The following is a 20,649-nucleotide window of genomic DNA, read 5'->3' on the forward strand; positions in this document are numbered from 1 at the left end:
GACATCGCCGCCATCCTGAACAGCTCCTCACGCTGCACGATGACCCTCGACCGCAAGCATCGGGCCGCCAAACTGGCGAAATCCAAGCGCGTCCGTGAATAGGGCCGGCTATAACCTTCAACAGGGTTTGCGACACGCCCGTAGTTTGCTGTCGGCCGGCTGGGGGGCGCGAATGGTCACGCTGCCCAGCATCGTGATAGAGCTGATTCACCGGAATTTCCCGGCAACAATCCGACAACCGCCGCCGAGGGATCAGCCTCGAAACTTACCCTCGGCGTGCGGCGCACAGTAGAAAGGATAACCATGAACTGGATCACGGCCGCCCTCTACCTTGCCCTCGCTATCACACATTTTGTGCAAGCTCTCGGTTAAAAAACGAAGGGGCGGTTTCGGCCGCCCCTTCACCTGTTCGCCGCAGTCGAGGTTGTTCCATGCAGGGTCCGATGCGCATCGACCGGCTCGAATATGAAGTGACCATCGCGGAGTTGAGCAGTCGGAATGAGAGCCGTGACGGTGACGTGGTGACGATCATCGGCAACCATGAAGACCATGGACGGACGGTGCTACGTTGTGAGGCTGGTGTGTTCATGGTCAGAGCCGACGATTTGAGCCTCATTCGAGGCTGAGGTACGGCGGCCGAAACGGCCTGATTTCAGCTCTTGCGCCACCCTTGCGGTACCCCGGTGCAGAAAACGCCTCTGTATTCCAGATTTCCCCTCTACAGAACGGCCTGAGAGCACCTGATTGGAAATCAGGTGATAGCCTCCTCGGCATAGGGAGGCACCTCCACCAGGGTCCCGATCAGGCGAAGTAGAGCCTGATGTTCTGGTCCGTTCGCTCCCGAGGCCAAGAAATCTCCAAGCGCAATGGGGGATAGATGACCACCCGATGGTCCGTTCGCCTGATGAATAACGAAGGCATGACCATCCTGCGGCTCACGGCCCAGAGACCAGGTATCACCATTCGGGCTGCGGTATAACTCTCGTCTGTCCGACATCTGCATCCGCCCCGTGCTTCCCGCCAAGCTTAAGAGAGGTGGGCACCCGGAGCGAGACGGGTCAAGAGCAGTGGCTACCAAACTATCACATTACCCGATGCGCTGCTGACATTCATGCGCAATGTGACATCCTTATGTGTAGCGGCGCGCAATCGAAATGTGGCCGACGCGCAATCAAGGGTCATTTCAACGCACATTAGCTGAGACTGGAGACAACCTCCGACGCACGTTCCGTGAGACTGAGCGCACGATCGATGAGACGGACGCGAGATCGTCCAGGCCGACGCAAAATGCGTGAGACGGATAGGTCTGCAGGCCGGCGGCGCGCATCTCCTCCAGAAGTCTGACGGCCGGAGCGCTACGAGACGAGTTTCGGCTTCTGTTTGCTGCCCGGACCGGCACAGCGACCGGCTACGGCCAGCGCGGTGATCAACGCCTCGCGCGGGACTGCGACAGTCACGAAGCGCTTCTTTTCGGGATCGTCGTCGTCGGCTGCCGTCATCGTGATCTGGACCGTGGTCGCGTTCATAGCAACATCGACGACGACGGCGTCGTCCTCGAAATCGACCTCATACCGACGGCCGCCGGCTTGCCGGAGAATGGCGAACATGCGTGGCACCTCATCCTGCTTTGGTGATGCCTATCATGCCACTCAGGGCAACACCGATCGCGGTTTGGCTACAAGGAAAACGGCCGTTTTTCTGACGGCTCCCGCTCGGCGCGAGATGGGCTCGATCCCTCACCATAAAACCGCCTGGAAATCACCCCACGGTTGACCCCCTCAACTGCGGCTTGCCGGACAAGGGGCTTCTGCGTCTCATGCATTCTGCGTCGGTCCGGATGATCTCGCGTCCGTCTCTCCGATCATGCGCCCAGTCTCAAATATTGTGCGTCGGGGCTCGCCTCCGGTCTCAGCGAATGTGCGTCGGAAACAGCCCTCGATTGCGCGTCGGCCACATTTCGATTGCGCGCCGCTATATGTATGGGCGCGCCAAGGTCGATCTGCTGCGCGCGCGGTTGGTGGCGACAGCCTGAATCAAACGAAAACTGCACGCAAACTGCGCCAGACCCACGATCGGGCGATTTCACAATAGTACGGGCACCCCGCGCGTTCGTCCTTGGGCGGTTTCCGGACGGTGCCGAGCCGGCTCGCGCTACCCGGAAACGGTCGTTCGGGCGATGGTCGGCGCGTCGCGTTCTAGCCGTTCCCTTCACCCCGCCAGTGCCGATACCTTGCGTACGGTCCGGGAAATTACGCATCACCTGTCCGGTTGCGGGCCGTTCCGCCCCGAGTTCGGAGCGCAGCGCATGACGTCAACCCTGAGCGGATGACAGGCCGGGACGTCGCTCGAGTGCGTGGCGCCGCAATCCCCGCCCGGGCAGGCCGATAGGGCGCATAGGAGGTCCATCTCGGCATGGAACTCCAGGTAGTCTCCGGGCCTGACCGGACTGGCCTTCATGAAGTACTGGTGCGTATCACGCGTGAAGCCGGTGCACATGAAGACATTGAGAACGTCGTGCACGAGAGGCTCCGCCTCGGTGGTCGACATGTTCCGTTCCGACGCCAGGGCACGCGTCAGGTTGGAATGGCAGCAGAAATGGTAGTCGGTCCCGGTGAGCCGGCGGTGGGTGTAGGGATCGCAGCGTGTGCCGATAACGTCGTGCACGCCAGCCCCGTCCTCGTCCCAGCCGTACCAGTCGAGGGTGTCGTGCGTGATGGTCGCCATCGGCCGAAGATGGGGCATCGTACTCCACAGCTGGTCCCCGGTAGTGATGTGGGTGGCGTGCAGCGCGCGCGTCTTGCCGCTGAAGAACCGCTCGGACAGGTCGTTGGCGTTCCACAGGTTGAGGTCCCCCACCTGGGCGCCCTCGATGCTGTTGATACGAAAGAACTGCCCCTTCGGCACCTGGAAGGTCCGCGCGGCGCGCGGCGGAACGATGATCTCCTGCACCGTTTCGAGCGTTTGCCGCAGCCTTTCCAACTGCTCCATATCCGCATTGGGAAGCGTGTCGACCGAGTAGACCGCGACTACGGGCTTGCCGCGGCGCTCGTCCGCGTCGCGAGGGGCGGAGGTTGTTGGGTGTCGTGGCATGATCAATGGATCCGATCCTGTAGCGACCGGGCAGGACTTGCGGGATGACCCCCCAGTCGGCCGTCGCGACCTCGTAAGCTTGAGCCCGATCTGATCGCCGAAGCGCAAGCGACTTTGCCGAACCATACTCCGGCGAGCACCGGCGCCCGAGCAGCGCGCGGGCGATCCCGCGGCGAACAGGCTGCGCTCGGCGCCCCACGGTTCGGCTATTCATTTTGCCGCCCGCGCCGATCCCGGCACCTCGGCAGGCGTCATCCGCCACGTGTTCCGGCCAGCAGCCTTCGCCTGGTAGAGCATACCGTCGGCCGCTTGGACGAGCGCGTCGCGATCCGTCCCGGCGGTTTCGGCCGCCGCGATCCCGATGCTGACCCCGAGCGTGATCGGCAGCGTCCTGATGACGAAGGGTTTGCGGAAGGCGCCCACGCAGCGGTCGGCCAAGTCGGTGTCGATCTCGTTCCAGTCCCTGACCAGGACCGCGAACTCGTCTCCTCCAAGGCGAGCCACGAGGTGCTCCTTCGCGACTGCCCTGAGCCGCTCGGCCACGCTTTTCAGGACCTCGTCGCCGACCGCGTGGCCGAACTCGTCATTGACCGGCTTGAAGCCGTCGAGGTCGAGGCAGTAGACGGCGACGCGCGCGCGTCCTTCCGGTTGCAGTGCGTCGTCGAGCGCGCGGTAGAACTGCATTCTGTTCGGCAAGCCGGTCAGGACGTCGTGGTTGGCCAGCCGCGTCGCCTCGACCTCGGCCAGGACGCGGTCGGTGACGTCGGCGACCGTCAGGAGGACCTGGCAGTCGCCGTGCTTCTGGAGCATCCTGACGTGGATGAGCACGTGCCGCTCCTGGCCGTCGGCCATGCGCTGGCGCCAAACCGTGCGTGCCTCGCCGCCGCCGAGGACCTTGGCTACGAACGCTTGTTTCTGGTCGGGGATGTGCATGTCTTCGGCCGCTTTGGCCAGCATGTCGGCTTCCGCGAAGCCGTAAAAGGCGACGGCCGCTCGGTTCACCTCCAGGATGGCGAGGGACCGCCCGTCGCACAGCAGCATCGGCATGGGGTTGGCATCGAACAGCTGCCGGAGCCACTCTTCCCGCTGCTTGAGCTCCGTGATGTCGATGCGGATGCCGATGGCACCCCCGTCGGGGGTGCGGCGGTCGTCATGCCGCAGCCACCGTCCGTTGCGCAGCTGCTGCTCCTCCTGGGAAAGCTGCCGACGGAACTTGGCCATCCGCTCCTTCAGCCAAGCGTCCGGGTCCGCAATGACTTCCTGGATCTGACCGCTCTTGAGGCTTAGCTTCAGAATGTCCTCGAACGCAATCCCCGGCCGCAGGTGCTCGGCGATGTCGGCGTAGAGTTCGGCGTAGCGCTGGTTCCATAAGACGTAGCGGTCGTCGGCGTCGAACATGCAGATCGCCTGCGGGAGCATATCGATCACGTAGCGCAGGCGAAGCTCGGCATCGCTCACGGCAGGGTCCGCGGCTTGATCCCTATCGATCCACACTGTCGTGACCGGCCCGTCCGGTCCGGGGTGCGACGACGCCCTGACCGTGCAGGATCGCTCCTGGCCGCCGCACACTCTCAACACCACGCGCGAGCCCTGCCAGTTGGGTAGCGGCCAGTGGAGCACCAGAACCGCGACGGGTGTGCCAACCAGGGCTTCTCCCAAGCCGAAAAGGTCGCGGGCGTCGCGGTTGCCGAACGCGACGTGTTCGGCCGGATCCAGCACGATCACGGCCGAAGGGCATGCTTCCAGCAGCAGCTTCACTTCCGCACCAAGCATGAGGCATCCCGAACGGCTGCACGCCGCAGCGTGCAGCCAAGCAAGGTAGGCTCCGAGCCGAAAACGAATCGCTAAGGGTTCGGCTCCGAAAAAGCCGGCGACCGCGACCCAATCGGCTCAGACGCGGCGTCCCGGCTGCTCGCCCTGGGCCCATTCTGCGCTCGCAGGCTGCACGGCAAGCCCGAGCCCTCGGCCGCGGACATCCTGAACGGGACTGCGGTGAGCCGTCACCCGCCCCGTTCGCGCCGGATCGTTTCTCCCCCGGGTAGAACCCACCCCGCAGCGCGGACTTCGCGCGTACGCGCGCCGCCCCAACGAGCGCGGGAAGTCGCTACTGAGCGCCGCTGGGTTTCGCTTATTGCGACCGCCCTGCGCCGATAGGTTCCGTGGATCGCACGCGGGGTGACGCAGCCGTCCGCTTCGTTCCGTCGCCTGCTCGGAAGCGGTGCAGCCGGTCCCGAGCAGGGCCGGTCGTGGGCAGGCCTTTCCAGGTTCTGGGAAGAGTCGACAGGAGCTACGACATATGTTCGGAAAACGATCGGACCCTGTTGGCGAATATGAGGGGGCAATGAATCCAATGAGGCTGGTTCGGGATTCCCGATTGCGGGAGGACCGCCGCCATGTCGCCACCACGCAAGCAATCCATCATCACCGTCCCCATGCAAACCGCCCAGGTTGCCTGCGCCGCCTTTCCGGGCGGTTCGCCCTACATCCTGCTGAGGGACCAGCTCGGCACTGTGTTCACCGAGGCTGACTTCACCGACCTCTACCCAGATCGCGGCCAGCCGGGCTATCCGGCCTGGCGCCTTGCACTTGTGACGCTCATGCAGTTTCGGGAGGGATTGAGCGATCGGCAGGCGGCTGAAGCCGCCCGGGCCCGGATCGATTGGAAGTATCTGCTTGCCCTGGAGCTGGCGGATCCCGGCTTCGACTACAGCGTTCTTTGTGAGTTTCGTTCGAGGTTGTTGAAGTACGATGCTGAAGAGAGGTTACTCGACAGGGTCCTGGGCGCGGCGAGATCGGCTGGGCTGTTGAAAGAGCGTGGTCGTCAGCGAACTGACTCGACCCACGTTCTTGGCGCTCTGCGGGTTCTCAATCGCCTCGAGTTAATCGGCGAGACCATGCGAGCCGCGCTGAATACAATTGCAGTGATCGAGCCGGATTGGTTACGCAAGGTTGCACCCTCTGACTGGTACGCCCGATATGGCCGTCGGATCGAGGATATGCGACTGCCGGACACAGAGACCAAGCGAGATGCTTACGCCGTCCAGATCGGCGCCGACGGCTATGGATTACTCGACGCTCTAGCACTACAGTTGCAGTCTTTAGTGTGTTCTGAATCACTGAACCACCATGATTCGGAGGTCATGGATGGTGGGAGCATCGATTGAGGCGACGCTGGAGCTATGGGCGTCAGGACTTCGTGATGTGAAGGCTCGGTTGCGGCCCCTGTTCCAGCAGGCCCGTATGGCAGCCTCAGCCGGGCTTTTTCTCGATGGCCTGCTGGGTGAAGAGCGGCGCAAGACAGGGTGGATGCGGGCGGAAGCGGCGGGTGACCCAGGGCCCTGGCGTCAACAGGCGGTGCTGGGAAGGGCGCACTTGGGATGCGGATGGGTTGCGTGACGTTGTGCGCGACTATGTCGTCGAGCATCTGGCGGCCGAGGATGCGGTTCTTGTCATCGACGAGACGGGGTTCCTGAAGCAAGGCAAGGCGTCGTGCGGCGTGGCGCGCCAGTATACGGGGTCGGCGGGCAAGGTCACGAACTGCCAGATCGGTGTGTTCGCGGCTTATGTGTCCAGCAAAGGGCACGCCTTCATCGATCGCGCTCTTTATTTGCCGAAGGTCTGGACGGACGATGCCGCGCGAATGACGGCCGCGCACGTCCCTGCAGAGACGGCCTTTGCCACCAAGCCGCGGCTGGCGTGGACGATGATCGAGCAGGCGATCACAGCCGGCGTGCCGTTCGCGTGGGTCGCGGCCGACAGCGTCTACGGTGTGGGAGACCTCGAAACGGCCTTGCGGCGTGCTGGCAAGGGCTATGTGCTCGGGGTCAACTCGACCCACCACTTCAGATCCTGGGGGACCAGTCCACCTGTCGCTGGCACCGCCGAACAGATTGCAGCAGGCCTGGACGAAGCTGTTTGGCAGCGCCTCTCGGCCGGGGACGGCTCTAAGGGCGCACGGCTTCATGACTGGGCTTACTGTGCCCTGGCCGACCTCAATGCCGCCGAATATGACAAGGATCGAACCGGCCTGTGGACACGCGGCCTGCTCATCCGCCGAAACACTGCCGACGGCGATCTCGCCTTCTTCACAACCTGGTGCCCGGCCGGAACCGACATCGCTACTCTTGTCAGGATCGAAGGCCACCGCTGGGCGGAGCCAGCCAGGGGACCCCGCCCGCAAAGCGGGATGGGGTGGCTGGCGGATGGGATCGAGGACAGTTTCGAGACCGCCAAGAACGAACTCGGCCTCGATCACAACGAGACCCGCTCCTGGCATGGCTGGCATCGCCACGTCTCACTCGTCATGCTGGCCTTCGCCTGATGGCGGCCATCCGTCACAAGGCCAACACCCTGCCGACGCCCCCAAAAACATTGCGCCGGGTGATCCGGCAGACCCAGCGACGCCAAGCCTGATCCGCTGGTCCGTGCAGGAAATCCGGCGCATCACCAACCGGCTCGCGCAACGTAGCCTCCACCCCTCCGCCATCATCGCATGGTCATCCTGGCGACGCGCTCACCAAGCCCAAGCAAAACGCGCTCATCTCAAGCTAAAAACGCAACTGTAATGCTAGGAAGCCGAGAGCACCTTCCGCAGGCGCGCGATCCCGCCCGGCAGGCCGCGGACGTGCAGGATGCGGCCGTCTGCGTCGAACTCCTCCGAGAGCACCCGCGCATTCTCGTAGACGGTGCCGAGCAGGCCCTGCTTGGCGTAGGGCAGCGTGAGCCGGTCCTCCACCATTGCGGACTCGAAGAAGGCGATGATCGTCCCGCGCAGCGCCGCGACGTCGTCGGCCGAGGCTGCCGACAGGAAGACCGCCTCGGGGTGCCTGGCCGCAAGGAGGGCCCGACTGGCCTCGTCCACGCGATCCATCTTGTTGAGCAGCAGCAGCGAGGGAACCGCGTCCGCGCCGATCTCGTGCAGGACGGACCGGGTGACCTCGAGCTGCGCCTCGTGGGTCGAATCGGACGCGTCGACCACGTAGAGCAGCAGCGAGGCGTCGAGCGCCTCGGCCAGCGTCGACCGGAACGAGGCGACGAGGTCGTGCGGGAGCTTCTTGATGAAGCCGACCGTGTCGGAGACGAGCACGCGCGGCAACGTCTCCGGCCGCAGCGCCCGCACCGTGGTGTCGAGCGTCGCGAAGAGCTGGTCGGCGACCAGCACCTCGCTCCCCGTGAGCGCGCGCATGAGCGAGGACTTGCCCGCGTTGGTGTAGCCGACGAGCGCGACCCGCAATTGGTCGCCGCGCGCGGAGCGGCGCTGGTCGTCGTCGCGTTGGATCTCGTCGAGCTGCGCCTTGAGCTCGGCGCGCCGGTCCCGGACCTTGCGGCGGTCGAGGTCGATGTTGGACTCGCCCGCGCCGACGCCTCGCTGCCGGCCACCGCCCGTCGAGGATTCCCGCAGGCGCGGGACGACGTATTGCAGCCGCGCCATCTCCACCTGCAGCTTCGCCTCGCGGCTGCGCGCATGGCGATGGAAGATCTCGACGATCACCCCGGTGCGGTCGAGCACCTCCGCGCCGGTCGCCCGCTCGAGGTTGCGGGCCTGGCTCGGCGAGATCTCGTGGTCGACGATCACGACATCGGCCTTCGGCGGCGCGTCGGGGTCGGGCTCGACCGGCAAGGCGGCCGGCCCGGCCGCGTCCTCGTCGAAGCGCTCGCGCGCCTTTGACTTCGGCGCGGTCGCCATCGTGCCGACCACGCCCGTGCCGCCGGTGAGGGCAGCCAGATCGTGAAGCCGTCCCTTGCCGAGCACGGTCGCGCCTTCGAGCGCCTCCCGCCGCTGCGACAGGGTGCCGACGACCTCGTAGCCGAGCGTCTTCACGAGGCGGCCGAGTTCCTCGATGCTCGCCACATGGGCCGCGTCATCGACGCCGGGGAGCTGGACGCCGACGAGGATGGCGCGCGAGACGGGTGGCTTGGTATCCATCCGTCTTTCTAGCACAGCAAGGCGGGGCTCGGAGGCGAGCGGAGCCGGCACCGGGATTGGTCGTGCTTGCGCGATGCGAACTGCGGTTCAGCCGGCGATGGCACGAGGCTCCGCGACGTTGTCGTGCAGCACGTAGCCGCGGCCCCAGATCGTCTCGATGTAGTTCTTGCCCTGGCTGGCGTTGCTGAGCTTCTTGCGCAGCTTGCAGACGAAGACGTCGATGATCTTCAGCTCGGGCTCGTCCATGCCGCCGTAGAGGTGGTTGAGGAACATCTCCTTGGTCAGGGTGCTGCCCTTCCGGAGCGCCAGCAATTCCAGCATCTGGTATTCCTTGCCGGTCAGGTGCACCCGCGACCCCGCCACCGTCACGGTTTTCTCGTCGAGGTTCAGGACCATGTCGGCTGTCGTGATCACCGACTGGGCATGACCCTTCGAGCGGCGCACGATGGCCTGGATGCGGGCGACGAGCTCGTCCTTGTGGAAGGGCTTGGTCAGTTAGTCGTCGGCGCCGAAGCCGAGGCCCTTCACCTTGGCGTCGATCCCCGCGAGGCCCGCTAGGATGAGGACGGGCGTCCTGACCTTAGCCATGCGCAGGGTCTTGAGGACCTCGTAGCCGGACATGGCCGGGAGGTTCAGGTCGAGCAGGATGATGTCGTAGTCGTAGAGCTTGCCGAGGTCGACGCCCTCCTCGCCGAGGTCGGTCGTGTAGACGTTGAACTTCTCCGAACCGAGCATCAGCTCGATGCTTCGCGACACGCTGGCATCATCTTCGATCAGCAGCACGCGCATGAGGCCTTATCCTTTTCAGGAAGCCTTTATGCCGCCTTAAGAACAACCGACTGTTAACGTCTCTACCCACTCGCCTCGGAGCCGGCTGCCTTGCCGTCGCTGGACCGGACTACCGCAAGGATGTGGGCCAGGTTGACGGCCTGAGCCGGACACGCTCGCCGAGGCGGCGTCCCCGGCGCTTCCTCAGCCGGCGCGCCGAGAAGATCGGAGCGGCTCAGACGGGGCGAACGAAGAGCCCGACCGTCAGCGCCAGGGCGATCGCGACAATGGCGAGCCGCAGCATCCGCTCGTTGACCCGGCGAAGCATCCAGGCGCCGCAGATGCCGCCGACGACAGCGCTCACGCCCATGATCAGGACGGCCAGCCAGCGCACCATGGGGTAGCGGCGATCCGTCGTCGACGAGCGGGCACGCCTCGGCATGCGCTGGCGCCGTTCCCATGCGGCGCCAAGGTAGCTAGGGTCTGCCAGCCGCGAGCAAGACGACGGCCCGGACGACCGAGCATGGCGGGTGACCAAACGGTGAAGGCGACGAGGCGCGACCTCCTGTCGATGATCGGGATGGCGGCCGGAAGCGCCGCGATGTACCGGGCGATGACGACCCTGGGGCTCGCCGCCGGATCCGACTATGCCGGACCGATCAGGCTCGACGGGGACCCGAAGGGCGCCTCGGTGCTGGTCCTCGGGGCCGGCCTCGCCGGAATGACCGCGGCGCTGGAGCTCCGGAACGCCGGGTACGAGGTCAAGGTGCTCGAATTCAACGAGCGCCCCGGCGGACGCAACTGGACGCTGCGGGGCGGCGACACGTACACGGAGCTCGGCGGCGCCAGGCAATCCTGCGGCTTCGCCCCGGGGCTCTACCTGAACCCGGGCCCATGGCGCATCCCCTACCACCACCGCGCGCTGCTCGACTACTGCCGGCGCCTCGGCGTCGCGCTCGAGCCCTTCGTGCAGCTCAACCACAACGCCTACCTCCATTCGGCGTCGGCCTTCGACGGCCGGCCGCAGCGCATCCGCGCGATCAAGGCCGACTTGCAGGGGCACGTCTCCGAGCTGCTGGCGAAGGCCACGCAGCAGGGCAAGCTCGACGAGGCGGTCTCGGCCGAGGACAAGGAGATGCTTCTGCATGCCCTTCGGTCCTGGGGCGCCCTCGACGACGACTACGCCTACAAGGCGAGCCTGCTGACCTCGGCCTATCGCGGCCACGCGAAGGATCCGGGCGGCGGCCCCGGCGCCGCGCCGACGCCCAGCGAGCCGCTCGGCCTGTCGGAGGTCCTGCGCTCGCGGCTCTGGCGCTACCTCCAGAACTTCTCGGCCATCGAGTTCCAGACGACGATGTTCCAGCCCGTCGGCGGCATGGACATGATCGGCAAGGCCTTCGGGCGGGCGCTCGGCGAGGTCATCCGCTACGGCGCCAAGGTCACCCGCATTCAGCAGGACGGCGGCGGCGTGACGGTCACCTACGCCGATGCCGCCGACACGTCCTCGGTGGCGCAGGAGAAGGCGGACTGGTGCGTCTGCACGATCCCGCTCTCGATCCTCAGCCAGATCCCGATCGACGTCGGGGCGCCGATGAAGGCGGCCATCGACGCCGTCCCTTACCTCTCCGCGCTCAAGGTCGGCCTGCAGTTCAGGCGCCGCTTCTGGGAGGAGGACGAGGCGATCTACGGCGGCATCAGCTACACCGACCTGCCGATCGGGCAGATCGCCTACCCGAACGCCGGGATGAACGGCGGCGGTCCCGGCGTGCTGCTCGGCGCCTACACGTTCGAGGGCGCGAACGGCTACGAGTTCGCTTCGATGGCGCCGGCCGAGCGTGTGGCGCGCGTCCTCGACATCGGCGCGGCCATCCACCCGCAGTACCGAGCCGAGTTCGACAATGGCATCGCCGTCGCCTGGCACCGCGTGCCGTTCACGCTCGGCTGCGCCGGCAACTGGTCGGAGGAGGCGCGCGCCGCGCATTACGACGACCTCTGCCGGATCGACGGGCGCATCGTTCTGGCCGGCGAGCACGCGTCCTACCTGCCGGCCTGGCAGGAGGGCGCGATCCTGTCCTCGCTCGACGCGATCGGCCGCCTGCACGAGCGGGTCGTCGGAGGATGAGCGGGCGCATCCCGGCTTGGCTGGTCGCGGCGCTCGCCGCGTCGCTCGCGGCGGCCGGCACCTCGGCCACGCGTGCAGGCGACGCGCTCCCTACGCCCGTGGCGCCCAACATGCTGAGCCCCGGCCGGACGTTCGCCGAGACCAACGGCGCGAGCCTCTATGCCAACGCTTGCCAGGGCTGCCACATGGCCGACGCCCGGGGCGCCATCGGCGCGGGATCCTACCCATCGCTCGCGGGCGACCAAAACCTCGAGGCCGCCGGCTACGTCGTCGCCGTGGTTGTGCGCGGACAGCGCGCGATGCCGGCCGTCGGCCGGTCGATGACGGACGAGCAGGTCGCGGCCGTCGCGGACTACGTGCGCTCCCACTTCGGCAACGCCTACCCGGACGCCGTGACGGCGGCGGAGGTCAAGGCCGCCCGACCGTAGCGGCCGGCTCGCGCCCGGTCGGCGCCCTGCCCGCTCCAGCCTTACTTCAGGTGCGGCGAGAGCAGCTTGTTCATCTCGAACATCGTCGCCTTGTCCTGGCCGAACACCGCCTTCAGCTTCTCGTCGGCGATGATCTCGCGCTTGTTGGCCGGGTTCTGCAGGTCGTGCTTGCGGATGTGGTCCCAGACCTTGCTGATCACCTCGGTACGGGGCATCGGGTCATGCCCGACGATGGCGCCGAGCTCCTTGGAGGGCTGCACGGGCTTCATCAGGCCGGCGGAGGCAGGCTTCTTGGCGGGGATCACCTTTGCGGCCTTGGCGGCGGTCTTCTCGGTCATGTGGTTCCTCATCATCGTCCCGGGCAGGCACTGATGCCCGATCGGCGCCAATTGGGCAACCCGAGGCGGCGGGCCTCAGCACCCTCCAGCGACCCGGCGCGCCGGGCATGCCGTTCTACTTCGTCAAGACGGACGTCGCCGGCAACGTGCTCAAGCGGAGCAGTGCGACCAGGTTCCAGTTCTCGCGCTTCGGTGGGCCGTGTCCGCTTTGGAACGTCTATCGAGCCTTCGCCAATCCCGGACAGATCCTGGTCCAACTCGCCCGGACGCCGGATGATGTGACGTACCTCAACGTGGCGCGAACCGTGGGACGCGGCGGCGGCTACCACCTCGCCCGCCCCCGCTCGGTGGCGGTGGTGCTCGGCTGCGAGGTGGAGCATGCCAGGCAGACAGTGTATGCGGCTGGCCTCGACCTCGCCGACACCAACGGAATCGTACCGATCGGGCCGGGCTGTCGCGTCTGCGAGCGGTCCGCATGCCGCCACCGCGCAGTGCCGCCGGTCAGCAGGGTTCTCGATGTCGGTACGCAGGAGAGGGGCCTCGTTCCCTACAAGATCAAGCCGCAGTGAGTTCGCTCGGCGCTGCACGGTCACCTTGCTGACAATCACCATCCGATAGTCTTCTCTCATATTTTGACCAGATTGACATTGATCCAAGCTTGGGCGCGCGGATGCAAACGAGTCCTCGTCGCAAATGGCCGCAGGAGCCGTGATGGGAGCTTCGATCATTGTCCGAGGCGAGGAGCCGATGCAGCCGTTCGTCTACACGTCCAATCGGGCGAGGTGATCTTCGGATCCGGATCGCTGGCGCAACTTCCCGATGAGGTCGAGCGGCTCGACCTTCGCCGCGTGCTGCTGCTCGCCACCCCACCGCAGGCAAGCGAGGCGCGCCGCCTAGCTGGCTCCATGTGCGCAAAGGGCAATTGGGCAATCGAGAACACCGCCAAAAAGCTGACCGAGATCTTTGACGAGCATAACTCGCCTGGCCGTTCCTGTCCCGATCCAGAAGCGGTACGCCGCCGAGAGGGCCAACCGGTAGGCCTGCCCTAAGCGGTGTCGTGCACGAGATGACGGCTTGTCGCAAGCCGCGCTCTTTTCGCTGCGAGCGGCGCGGCCCGACCTTGTAGGATTGGTACGACAAAACACTGGTGACAAAACATATCGGCTTCGGGCTAGGGCCTGTTGAGAATCGAGGTTCCTCTGGGGCGGTTGTCGTGATTCAAGCTGCGGATGGAAAGATTCGTTTTGACCGATGCCCAGTGGGCGAAGATGGAACCGCATTGCTTGGGCAAGCCGAGCGATCCTGGGCGGAGTGGGGCGGACAACCGGCGCTTCTTGGAGGCGATCCTTTGGATCGCGCGGACAGGGAGCTCCTGGCGCGATCTTCCGACCCTGTTCGGCAACTGGAATACCGTGTTCAAGCGCTTTCGTGACTGGGTGAAGGCGGACGTCTTCAAGCGATTGTTCGATGCCGTCTCCAACGAACCCGATATGGAATACGCCATGGTCGATGCCACCATCGTCAAGGTCCACCGCCACGGCCAGGGTGCAAAAGGGGGACTTCGGGCCAGGCGATCGGTCGTTCCAAGGGCGGCATGACCACCAAAGTCCTTGCTCTGACCGATGCTCTCGGCAACTTGGTTCGCTTTGTTCTTCTGCCAGGTCACCGCTTCGACACGGTCGGCGTGGCGCCGTTGATCAAAGGACTCGAGTTTGGCGCACTAATCGCCGACAAGGCCTTCGACAGTAACGCCATCATTGCCGATCTCAATACACGCGGCGCCAAGGTCGTCATCTCGCAACATCCCCGGCGCTCAATGCCGCTCGCGATCGATGCCGAAATGTACAAGTGGAGGCACCTGATCGAGAACTTCTTCTGCAAGCTGAAGGAGTTCAAACGGGTCGCCATGCGCAGCGACAAGACCGATGAGAGCTTCGCTGCCATCATCAACCTGGCTGCGGCCGTGATAAACTCAAGGTGAATCTCAACAGCCCCTAGATGTTCGGTCCCGGCATTTGATGGATTGGATCGAGCCTGAACCGTTCTGGCTCTGATGTCCATTGTTTGCAGATGGCTTCGTAGGGCGTGAGGCCCTTGAGGGTCTTCTGTCGCCGTCCGAAGTTGTAGGCGTCGATGAAGTCGGCGAGGTGCTGTCGCAACTGCGCGTGATCGTCGTAGTGGAAGCGTTTGACGGTCGCCTCCTTGATGGTGCGATTCATTCGCTCGACCTGACCGTTGGTCCAAGGGTGCTTCACCTTGGTGAGGCGATGCTCGATGCTGTTCTCGTCGCAGACGCGATCGAAGATGTGGTAGAAGGCATAGCGATCGCAGGCACGATTGGTGAACTGGATGCCATTGTCGGTCAGCACCGTATGGATGGCGTAGGGGACGGCCGCGATCAGGTCGCGCAGGAACTCGGCCGCAACCACCTTGCCGGCTCTGGGGGAGAGTCTGGCGAAGGCGAACTTGGACGTCCGGTCGATGGCCACGAAGAGGTAGAGCTTGCCTTCAGCGGTTTGGACTTCGGCGATGTCGATGTGGAAGTAGCCGATCGGATAGCTTTTGAACTTCTTCTTGCCCGGCTTGTCGCCTTCGACATCGGGCAGCCGGGAGACGCCGTGACGCTGCAGGCAGCGGTGCAGGGACGAGCGCGTCAGGTGCGGGATCGTGGGCTGCAGGGCGTAGAGGCAGTCGTCGAGCGGCAGCACCGTATGCTTGCGGAACGCCACGACGACGGCTTCGTCCTCGACCGACAGCACGGTCGACTTGGGATCTGACGGCCCGGTCTTGCGGTCGGCCGTCGAGATCCGCTTCTTCCACTTCGCGACCGTCTTCGGATTGATCCCGTAGCGCTTGGCGAGTGCCCTCAGGCTCTCTTGACTATGCTGTATCGCTCGACGGACTGCCGCTGTCGTTGTGGCGCTGCCATGGTGAACCTGGCCCATAGTGCCTCCTTCCACTCACGCGTGAAAAGTGCACCATCAAACCCCGGGATCAAACACCTAGACCGGGGTATACATCGTGAGCCGCAACGCCGGGTCGTCGTTGACCTGAAACGTCGCATACTCGTAGCGCAGTGGGCCGGCACCGGGGTGAAACAGCACCTTCTCGCCGGTGCCGGCGCTGCTGCCAACCTCGTGCGCGTCCCACCAGCCGGCGAACTCGGGGGTGCGCTCGCGCAAGTTGCGCACCAGGCCGGTGAATGCCGGGTCACCAGCCCACAGATCGTGCGTCCCACGGAACCGAGCCACCATGCGCGCTGCCTGCCCGGCCCAGGCAGCACCGAACACGCGCTGTGCGTCCGGGTCGGTCAGCACAAAGATGAGGATATTACGGTCTGCCTCGGCGACGCGGCCGAAATGAGTGAATAGCGCACAGGCTGCATCGTTCCACGCCAACACGTCCCACCGCCGCCCCGTGACGTAGGCCGGCTGCTCAAGACGCTCGACGATTCGGCTCACCGTGTTCGGCACGGTTTCGCGTACGAAGGCCGGGCGGATGTTGGGCAGAGCCAGTGCGCGCAGATGGGCGTGCTCGGCCTCGTTCAGGCGCAGCCCTCGCGCCAGTGCATCCACCGTGGCGGCGGAAGGGCGAACAGCCCTGCCCTGCTCCATCCGGATGTACCAGTCGATGCCAATGCCGGCCAGCTCTGCCACTTCCTGCCGCCGCAGCCAGGCAGTCCGGCGCCGGCCTCCGGTCGGAAGCCCTATCGCGTGTGGCTCCAACTTCTCGCGCCGGGAACGGAGAAAGTCGCCGAACGCCTTCCGGGCCGTGTCCATCATGCGTACCGCCTGGGAGGTAGTGGCCAATGCTAGGATCATACCAGTCCTTCACGTGCCTGCGAAGCTCGCCCATTTACAATGCACAACGATGGGACTGCCTCGCCATGAAAGCTGCCACCCTCCTCGCATTCGGTTCTCCCTTGTCGATTGGCGCCGTGCCCGACCCGGTCCCGGGTACCGGCGAGGTCGTCGTGGATGTCGTAGCAACCGGCGTCTTGCCCTACACGGCCGATGTGTTCAGTGGTGCCCGCAGATATCCGCTGGAGTTGCCCGTGGTGCCGGGCTGCGGGGCGGTAGGCCGCGTGCGCACCACCGGGCCGGATGCAACCCGCCTTTCGCCCGGCGACTGGGTGTTCTGCGATCCCACCGTGCGGTCGCGCGATGGCGGCCTCGCCCCTGACATCACGCTGCAGGGCTGGAGTTCCCGCGGGGAAGGGGGCTTGCGGTTGCAGAAATACTTCCACAACGGCCCGTTTGCCGAACGCATGATGGTGCCGACCGAAAACGCGATCCCGCTTGGCGTCATCGACGAGGCGGACGCGGGACGCTGGTGCGCGGCGGGCGTGGCGCTCGTGCCCTATGGCGGCCTTCTGGCGACGGGGCTGCAAGCCGGGGAAACGCTCCTGGTCAGCGGCGCCACCGGCAACTACGGCAGCGCCGCCGTGGCGACCGCGCTGGCGATGGGCGCGGGCTGCGTGGTGGCGCCCGGCCGCAACGAACGAACACTTGCCGACCTAGTGCGCCGCTTCGGTTCGCGGGTGCGGCCGGTGACCCTCGCCGGCAACGAGGATGCGGACCGCGCGCGAATGCAGGCCGCCGCATCGGGCCCGATTGACTGCGTGCTGGACATCCTGCCGCCGTCCGTCAGCGCGACGGTGGTGCGGGCCGCCGTTATGGCAGTACGCCCATTCGGCCGGGCCGTGCTGATGGGCGGAGTTGGGATGCTGGGCGGCGATGACCTGTCGTTACCCTATCCCTGGATCATGCGGAACTGCGTCAGCATCCAAGGTCAATGGATGTTCGAGCCCAGCGCTGTATTCGGGATCATCGCGCTGGTCCGGGCCGGGCTGCTCGACCTCGGCCAGTTCGAGGTCAGCGAGTTCGCCCTGGACAACGCAAACGAGGCCGTTGCGCACGCGGCAGCCCATGCCGGGTCGTTCCGCATAACCGTGATCCGACCCTGAAGACGGCAGGTCCTCGCCGGCACGCTCGCCAGCAACTGCACCTGCTCCTGAGTTCCATGTCCAGCGTCTCGGTTTCGAGATGTTCCCGCGCCCGGCCCTGTCCGAGGTTCTGGACCGTGGTCTTGAACCGCCATCGACGTGTGGCTCGAGGATCGTTGTCCACGAGCGAGCGACGTTCGCGCTCACGGCGTGGGTGGCGCCGTAAAAGATGCGGCGTGAGACCGCGGGCGAGAAGGCTGTCCAACATCCGGTCCGACAAGAACCCGACGAGACGGACTATGATCGCCGCAGCGCGGCGGATGGTGTAGCGGGTGCGTGGCCGCTTGCTGGTGATTGCGTCCGCGACGACCCGGCTTGCCTCCTCGGCAGGCACTCCCTTGGGGATGGCTGCCTGTGCTTGCGACATGACTGAATGCACGAGAGTGGCATGGCGGCCACGCTGCCCCGTGGTCATTCCATCGATGATGTGCTCGCCATTGGCAGCGACTTGCCCAAGCATCTCGGTTTTGACGGCACCCGCTCGATCACGATGACCTTCAATCCAAGCTGCCCCACCTCTCGGCGCAACGCATCGCTGACCGCTTCGAGCGCGAACTTCGCGCCGGCGGAGGGACCGTACGTCGCCATCGCCAACTTTCCGCCAAGGAAGAAAAGTTGACGACCGAGCCGCCGCTCTCGATCAGCGGGCAACAGCGCATGAATCATCCCGACGTGGCCGAAAAGGTTGACGTCGAACAGCCGGCGCCCCTCGGACAGTGGCAGCACCTTTATGGGCGGGGTGACGCCTTCGTGGCCACGGTGCGCAACCTCTTCGGTTTGCATGGGTATTCTCGGTCGGCCAGCAGGATTACGTGTCCCGTATATAATCCTTCCGGCTATCCTTGTCGTCCCCGGTGATATTGGCATCTCTAACGAGCCGTTTGAAGAAAGTTGCAGATGGCGAATCGGAGTAGGACGACCTCACGTCAGCGTCTTCTCGATCTCAGCCCGCCTCCACACCAGCCCCCTCTCATCCCGCAGCACGTATGCCGGCTCGACCCCAAGCTCGGCCATCTTCGCCCGCACGTCGCGGTTCCGGCACCCAAGCCGCTGGGCCACCACGACGGTCAGCATTTAGCGCTCCCGGAACGCCAGCACCGCGTGCCCTTCAGGATCTCCTCGACGGGTCCCGAGAGGCGCCGGATCAGCCCGCCCGCCGCGAGGTCATCGAGGCCCCTGAGGTCGATGCCGAGGCGCTAGCGGGTCCAGACGACGCCCGCCGCGTCGTCGCGGTCCCGGACGATGGCGTCGACTTGGTCGGCGCGCAGCAGCACCGGCGAGCGGCCGACCACGGCCTTGACCACGTCGACGTCGGGAGCTCGTCGATGACCAGCAGCTCGGTGCCGGCATTCACCAGGGCGCGGAGGGCGAGCCACATGGCGGGTCCCGTGGTGTCGCGGCTCCCCGAGCGGGCGCGTCGTGGGCCGTTGCGCCGCAGGGTGTCTGAAACGATCTCCGAAGGCAGGGCGTCCCGACCGAGGCCGTTGACCGACATGCGAGTAGCCATCCGGCTACCGCGATCGGTCAGGACGGCGGGTCGAGAGCGGTTGCTTGTCGCCGCTGTAGACATCTCGCCGGCAAAGGAGTAGCCGAAATTGTTGGACGTGCAAAAGTCACGGCCCGGTAGGTAGTCCGGGTGACGCTCTTGCGTTCGTACGTGCCCTGCCGGTTCTGAGGCGAGGCTTCCGGTACGTCCCTTGCCAATTTTGGCCGAGGGACGAACTATGCCTGGTTTCAAAGTACTCATCGTTGGCGCTGGTCTCGGCGGGCTGACGCTCGCGCAGTCGTTGCGTGCGGCCGGGACCGAAGTTCGCGTGTTCTAGCGCGACAAGACGCCGTGGGATCGCCCGCAGGGTTACCGCCTCCACCTCGACGCCGATGCGCTGAACGCCTTGCACGAGGTGCTCACGCCCGAGTTGTGGGCGGTGTTCAACGCCACCACGCAGTGGACGGCGCCCTTCACCACCATCCTCAACCCTGATCTTTCTATTCTCAAGCGGTTGCCCACGCCGGATGAGCATGATGCCGCGCTCTGGAACGGCGCCGACCGGGGCCCGGGGCACGCCAACGTCGATCGCGCGACGCTGCGTCAAATCCTGCTCGCCGGTCTGGAGGACGTGGTCGAGTTCGAGAAGAGGCTGGACCGCTACGAAAGCCGAGGCTCGCAGGTCGTCGTGCATTTCGCCGACGGAACCACCGCTGGAGGCGACGTGCTGGTGGGAGCCGACGGTATCCGCTCGGCGGTACGGGCGCAGCGAGCGCCCGAATGCGAAACGGTCGACGCGGGACTGGGGGCGATCTACGGCCGCCTTCCGATCGCGAAGGGACGCGACCTCTTGCCGCCGGAGGCGCTCGACGACATTTTCACCATCGCCTGGGACGAGCGGAAGGTGTTCCTCCAGCTCGGCTCGGTCCTCTTTCCGACGCCCCCGGACCGCGCAGGACGGATGCTTGCTTCTGGCCTGCAGATTCAACGGCGCGACGACTACATCGTCCTGATCGTTGGCGGACGTCACGAGCGCTTCCCCCTCGACCGCGAGACGATGAGTCGGTGGCTAGCGAACGGCTGCAACGCACCGCTGCAGACATGCTGGCGGACTGGCCCGCGCGTTCGATCGAGGTCGTGCGGGCGGGCGATCCGTCGTCCTTCTTCTTTGTCGACATGTACACCAGCGTCCCCTGCATGCTGGAGCCTCCGACCAGAGTGACGCTGCTGGGCGACGCCATTCACGCGATGACGCCGACGCTCGGGCGCGGCGCCAATCTGGCGATGCGCGACGGCGCGCTGCTCGGTCGAGCGCTCAAGGCGGTAGCCGCGGGTGAGCGCGGCCTGGCGTCGGCGTTGGCCGACTACGAGCAGCAGTTGCTTGCGTACGGCTTCGCCGTCGTTCGAGCTGCGGATTCCGACGATGCCGGCCAGTGTTTCCGATATGAAGCCGGCCACCTATTCCGACTTCAAGCCGGCCACGGTT

20 protein-coding genes and 3 pseudogenes are annotated in these 20,649 nt (G+C 65.5%); 12 read left to right on the plus strand and 11 right to left on the minus strand.

The features are described 5' to 3' along the window. Positions 1 to 443 precede the first annotated feature (443 nt). Positions 444 to 626, plus strand: coding sequence for a hypothetical protein (locus M8523_RS33055; RefSeq protein WP_282589096.1), 183 nt, complete (start codon positions 444 to 446; stop codon positions 624 to 626). A 729-nt stretch (positions 627 to 1,355) separates the two neighbouring features. Here M8523_RS33055 and M8523_RS33060 read toward each other — a convergent pair. The 3 genes from M8523_RS33060 to M8523_RS33070 form a co-directional block, all read right to left on the minus strand. Further along, positions 1,356 to 1,607, minus strand: coding sequence for a hypothetical protein (locus tag M8523_RS33060; RefSeq protein WP_282589097.1), 252 nt, complete (start codon positions 1,605 to 1,607; stop codon positions 1,356 to 1,358). 649 nt (positions 1,608 to 2,256) lie between these two features. Then, a complete protein-coding gene (locus M8523_RS33065; protein ID WP_282589098.1) occupies positions 2,257 to 3,090 on the minus strand; it encodes an urea carboxylase-associated family protein in 834 nt (277 codons plus the stop codon). Positions 3,091 to 3,300: 210 nt separating this feature from the next. Next, positions 3,301 to 4,863 (minus strand): diguanylate cyclase domain-containing protein, encoded by a 1,563-nt coding sequence (locus M8523_RS33070; protein WP_282589099.1) that lies wholly within the window; start codon positions 4,861 to 4,863, stop codon positions 3,301 to 3,303. A gap of 620 nt (positions 4,864 to 5,483) precedes the next feature. On the opposite strand from M8523_RS33070, the pseudogene M8523_RS33075 reads away from it, so the two are divergent. After that, positions 5,484 to 6,170 (plus strand): annotated as a pseudogene (locus tag M8523_RS33075) (transposase); the annotation flags it as partial. A 46-nt stretch (positions 6,171 to 6,216) separates the two neighbouring features. Beyond that, positions 6,217 to 7,503 (plus strand): annotated as a pseudogene (locus M8523_RS33080) (IS701 family transposase). A gap of 154 nt (positions 7,504 to 7,657) precedes the next feature. On the opposite strand, the gene hflX reads toward M8523_RS33080, so the two are convergent. The 3 genes and pseudogenes from hflX to M8523_RS33095 form a co-directional block, all read right to left on the minus strand. After that, entirely contained in the window at positions 7,658 to 9,016 is a 1,359-nt protein-coding gene (hflX, locus tag M8523_RS33085; protein WP_282589100.1) for a GTPase HflX, read from the minus strand. 87 nt (positions 9,017 to 9,103) lie between these two features. Then, positions 9,104 to 9,805: pseudogene (ctrA, locus tag M8523_RS33090) on the minus strand (response regulator transcription factor CtrA). A gap of 214 nt (positions 9,806 to 10,019) precedes the next feature. Beyond that, positions 10,020 to 10,226: a hypothetical protein gene (locus M8523_RS33095; protein WP_282589101.1), complete on the minus strand. Its 207-nt coding sequence runs from the start codon at positions 10,224 to 10,226 to the stop codon at positions 10,020 to 10,022. Positions 10,227 to 10,307: 81 nt separating this feature from the next. On the opposite strand from M8523_RS33095, the gene M8523_RS33100 reads away from it, so the two are divergent. After that, complete coding sequence (locus tag M8523_RS33100; RefSeq protein WP_282589102.1) at positions 10,308 to 11,906, plus strand: flavin monoamine oxidase family protein; 1,599 nt, start codon at positions 10,308 to 10,310, stop codon at positions 11,904 to 11,906. After that, positions 11,903 to 12,334, plus strand: coding sequence for a c-type cytochrome (locus tag M8523_RS33105; RefSeq protein ID WP_282589103.1), 432 nt, complete (start codon positions 11,903 to 11,905; stop codon positions 12,332 to 12,334). Before M8523_RS33100 ends, M8523_RS33105 begins: the two co-directional genes overlap by 4 nt. A 41-nt stretch (positions 12,335 to 12,375) precedes the next feature. On the opposite strand, the gene M8523_RS33110 is transcribed toward M8523_RS33105, so the two are convergent. Next, positions 12,376 to 12,684, minus strand: coding sequence for an SWIB/MDM2 domain-containing protein (locus M8523_RS33110; RefSeq protein WP_428351854.1), 309 nt, complete (start codon positions 12,682 to 12,684; stop codon positions 12,376 to 12,378). Between M8523_RS33110 and M8523_RS33115 the strand changes: the two genes are divergently transcribed. From M8523_RS33115 to M8523_RS33125, 3 genes are all read left to right on the plus strand, one after another. Then, the gene (locus M8523_RS33115; RefSeq protein WP_282589105.1) at positions 12,642 to 13,241 is read left to right on the plus strand and encodes a helix-turn-helix domain-containing protein; all 600 of its coding nucleotides are present in this window, start codon (positions 12,642 to 12,644) and stop codon (positions 13,239 to 13,241) included. The two genes, M8523_RS33110 and M8523_RS33115, sit on opposite strands and share 43 nt — an antisense overlap. 213 nt (positions 13,242 to 13,454) lie before the next feature. Further along, positions 13,455 to 13,721 carry a hypothetical protein gene (locus M8523_RS33120; protein WP_282589106.1) on the plus strand — a complete coding sequence of 89 codons (267 nt, stop codon included), beginning with the start codon at positions 13,455 to 13,457 and terminating at the stop codon, positions 13,719 to 13,721. Positions 13,722 to 13,901: 180 nt separating this feature from the next. Then, a protein-coding gene (locus M8523_RS33125; protein WP_282589107.1) for an IS5 family transposase occupies positions 13,902 to 14,653 on the plus strand; the annotation gives its coding sequence in 2 pieces (ribosomal slippage) (positions 13,902 to 14,232 and positions 14,232 to 14,653; 753 coding nt in all). A gap of 13 nt (positions 14,654 to 14,666) precedes the next feature. Here the strand turns inward: M8523_RS33125 and M8523_RS33130 are convergent. Together M8523_RS33130 and M8523_RS33135 are read right to left on the minus strand one after the other, a co-directional pair. Further along, positions 14,667 to 15,617, minus strand: coding sequence for an IS481 family transposase (locus tag M8523_RS33130; protein ID WP_282589108.1), 951 nt, complete (start codon positions 15,615 to 15,617; stop codon positions 14,667 to 14,669). Between the two features lie 57 nt (positions 15,618 to 15,674). Next, positions 15,675 to 16,454: a helix-turn-helix transcriptional regulator gene (locus tag M8523_RS33135; RefSeq protein ID WP_282589109.1), complete on the minus strand. Its 780-nt coding sequence runs from the start codon at positions 16,452 to 16,454 to the stop codon at positions 15,675 to 15,677. A 104-nt stretch (positions 16,455 to 16,558) separates the two neighbouring features. Between M8523_RS33135 and M8523_RS33140 the strand changes: the two genes are divergently transcribed. After that, entirely contained in the window at positions 16,559 to 17,638 is a 1,080-nt protein-coding gene (locus tag M8523_RS33140) for an alcohol dehydrogenase catalytic domain-containing protein (RefSeq protein WP_282589110.1), read from the plus strand. Positions 17,639 to 18,088: 450 nt separating this feature from the next. Here M8523_RS33140 and M8523_RS33145 read toward each other — a convergent pair whose 3' ends face one another. Both M8523_RS33145 and M8523_RS33150 read right to left on the minus strand, forming a co-directional pair. Next, a complete protein-coding gene (locus M8523_RS33145) occupies positions 18,089 to 18,460 on the minus strand; it encodes a Rossmann-fold NAD(P)-binding domain-containing protein (RefSeq protein ID WP_282589111.1) in 372 nt (123 codons plus the stop codon). A gap of 138 nt (positions 18,461 to 18,598) precedes the next feature. Continuing rightward, positions 18,599 to 18,751, minus strand: a complete 153-nt coding sequence (locus M8523_RS33150; RefSeq protein ID WP_282589112.1) for a hypothetical protein — start codon at positions 18,749 to 18,751, stop codon at positions 18,599 to 18,601. A 650-nt stretch (positions 18,752 to 19,401) separates the two neighbouring features. Here M8523_RS33150 and M8523_RS33155 point away from each other — a divergent pair. The 3 genes from M8523_RS33155 to M8523_RS33165 all read left to right on the plus strand — a co-directional run. After that, the gene (locus tag M8523_RS33155; RefSeq protein WP_282589113.1) at positions 19,402 to 19,500 is read left to right on the plus strand and encodes an NAD(P)-binding protein; all 99 of its coding nucleotides are present in this window, start codon (positions 19,402 to 19,404) and stop codon (positions 19,498 to 19,500) included. Positions 19,501 to 19,569: 69 nt separating this feature from the next. Beyond that, complete coding sequence (locus M8523_RS33160; protein ID WP_282589114.1) at positions 19,570 to 20,385, plus strand: FAD-dependent oxidoreductase; 816 nt, start codon at positions 19,570 to 19,572, stop codon at positions 20,383 to 20,385. Beyond that, positions 20,382 to 20,649, plus strand: a 268-nt coding sequence (locus M8523_RS33165; protein ID WP_282589115.1) for an FAD-dependent oxidoreductase, incomplete at its 3' end; no start/stop codon positions are given. The genes M8523_RS33160 and M8523_RS33165, both read left to right, overlap by 4 nt.

It is taken from the genome of Lichenifustis flavocetrariae (assembly GCF_026130545.1).
Classification (GTDB): Bacteria; Pseudomonadota; Alphaproteobacteria; order Rhizobiales; family Beijerinckiaceae; genus Lichenihabitans; species Lichenihabitans flavocetrariae.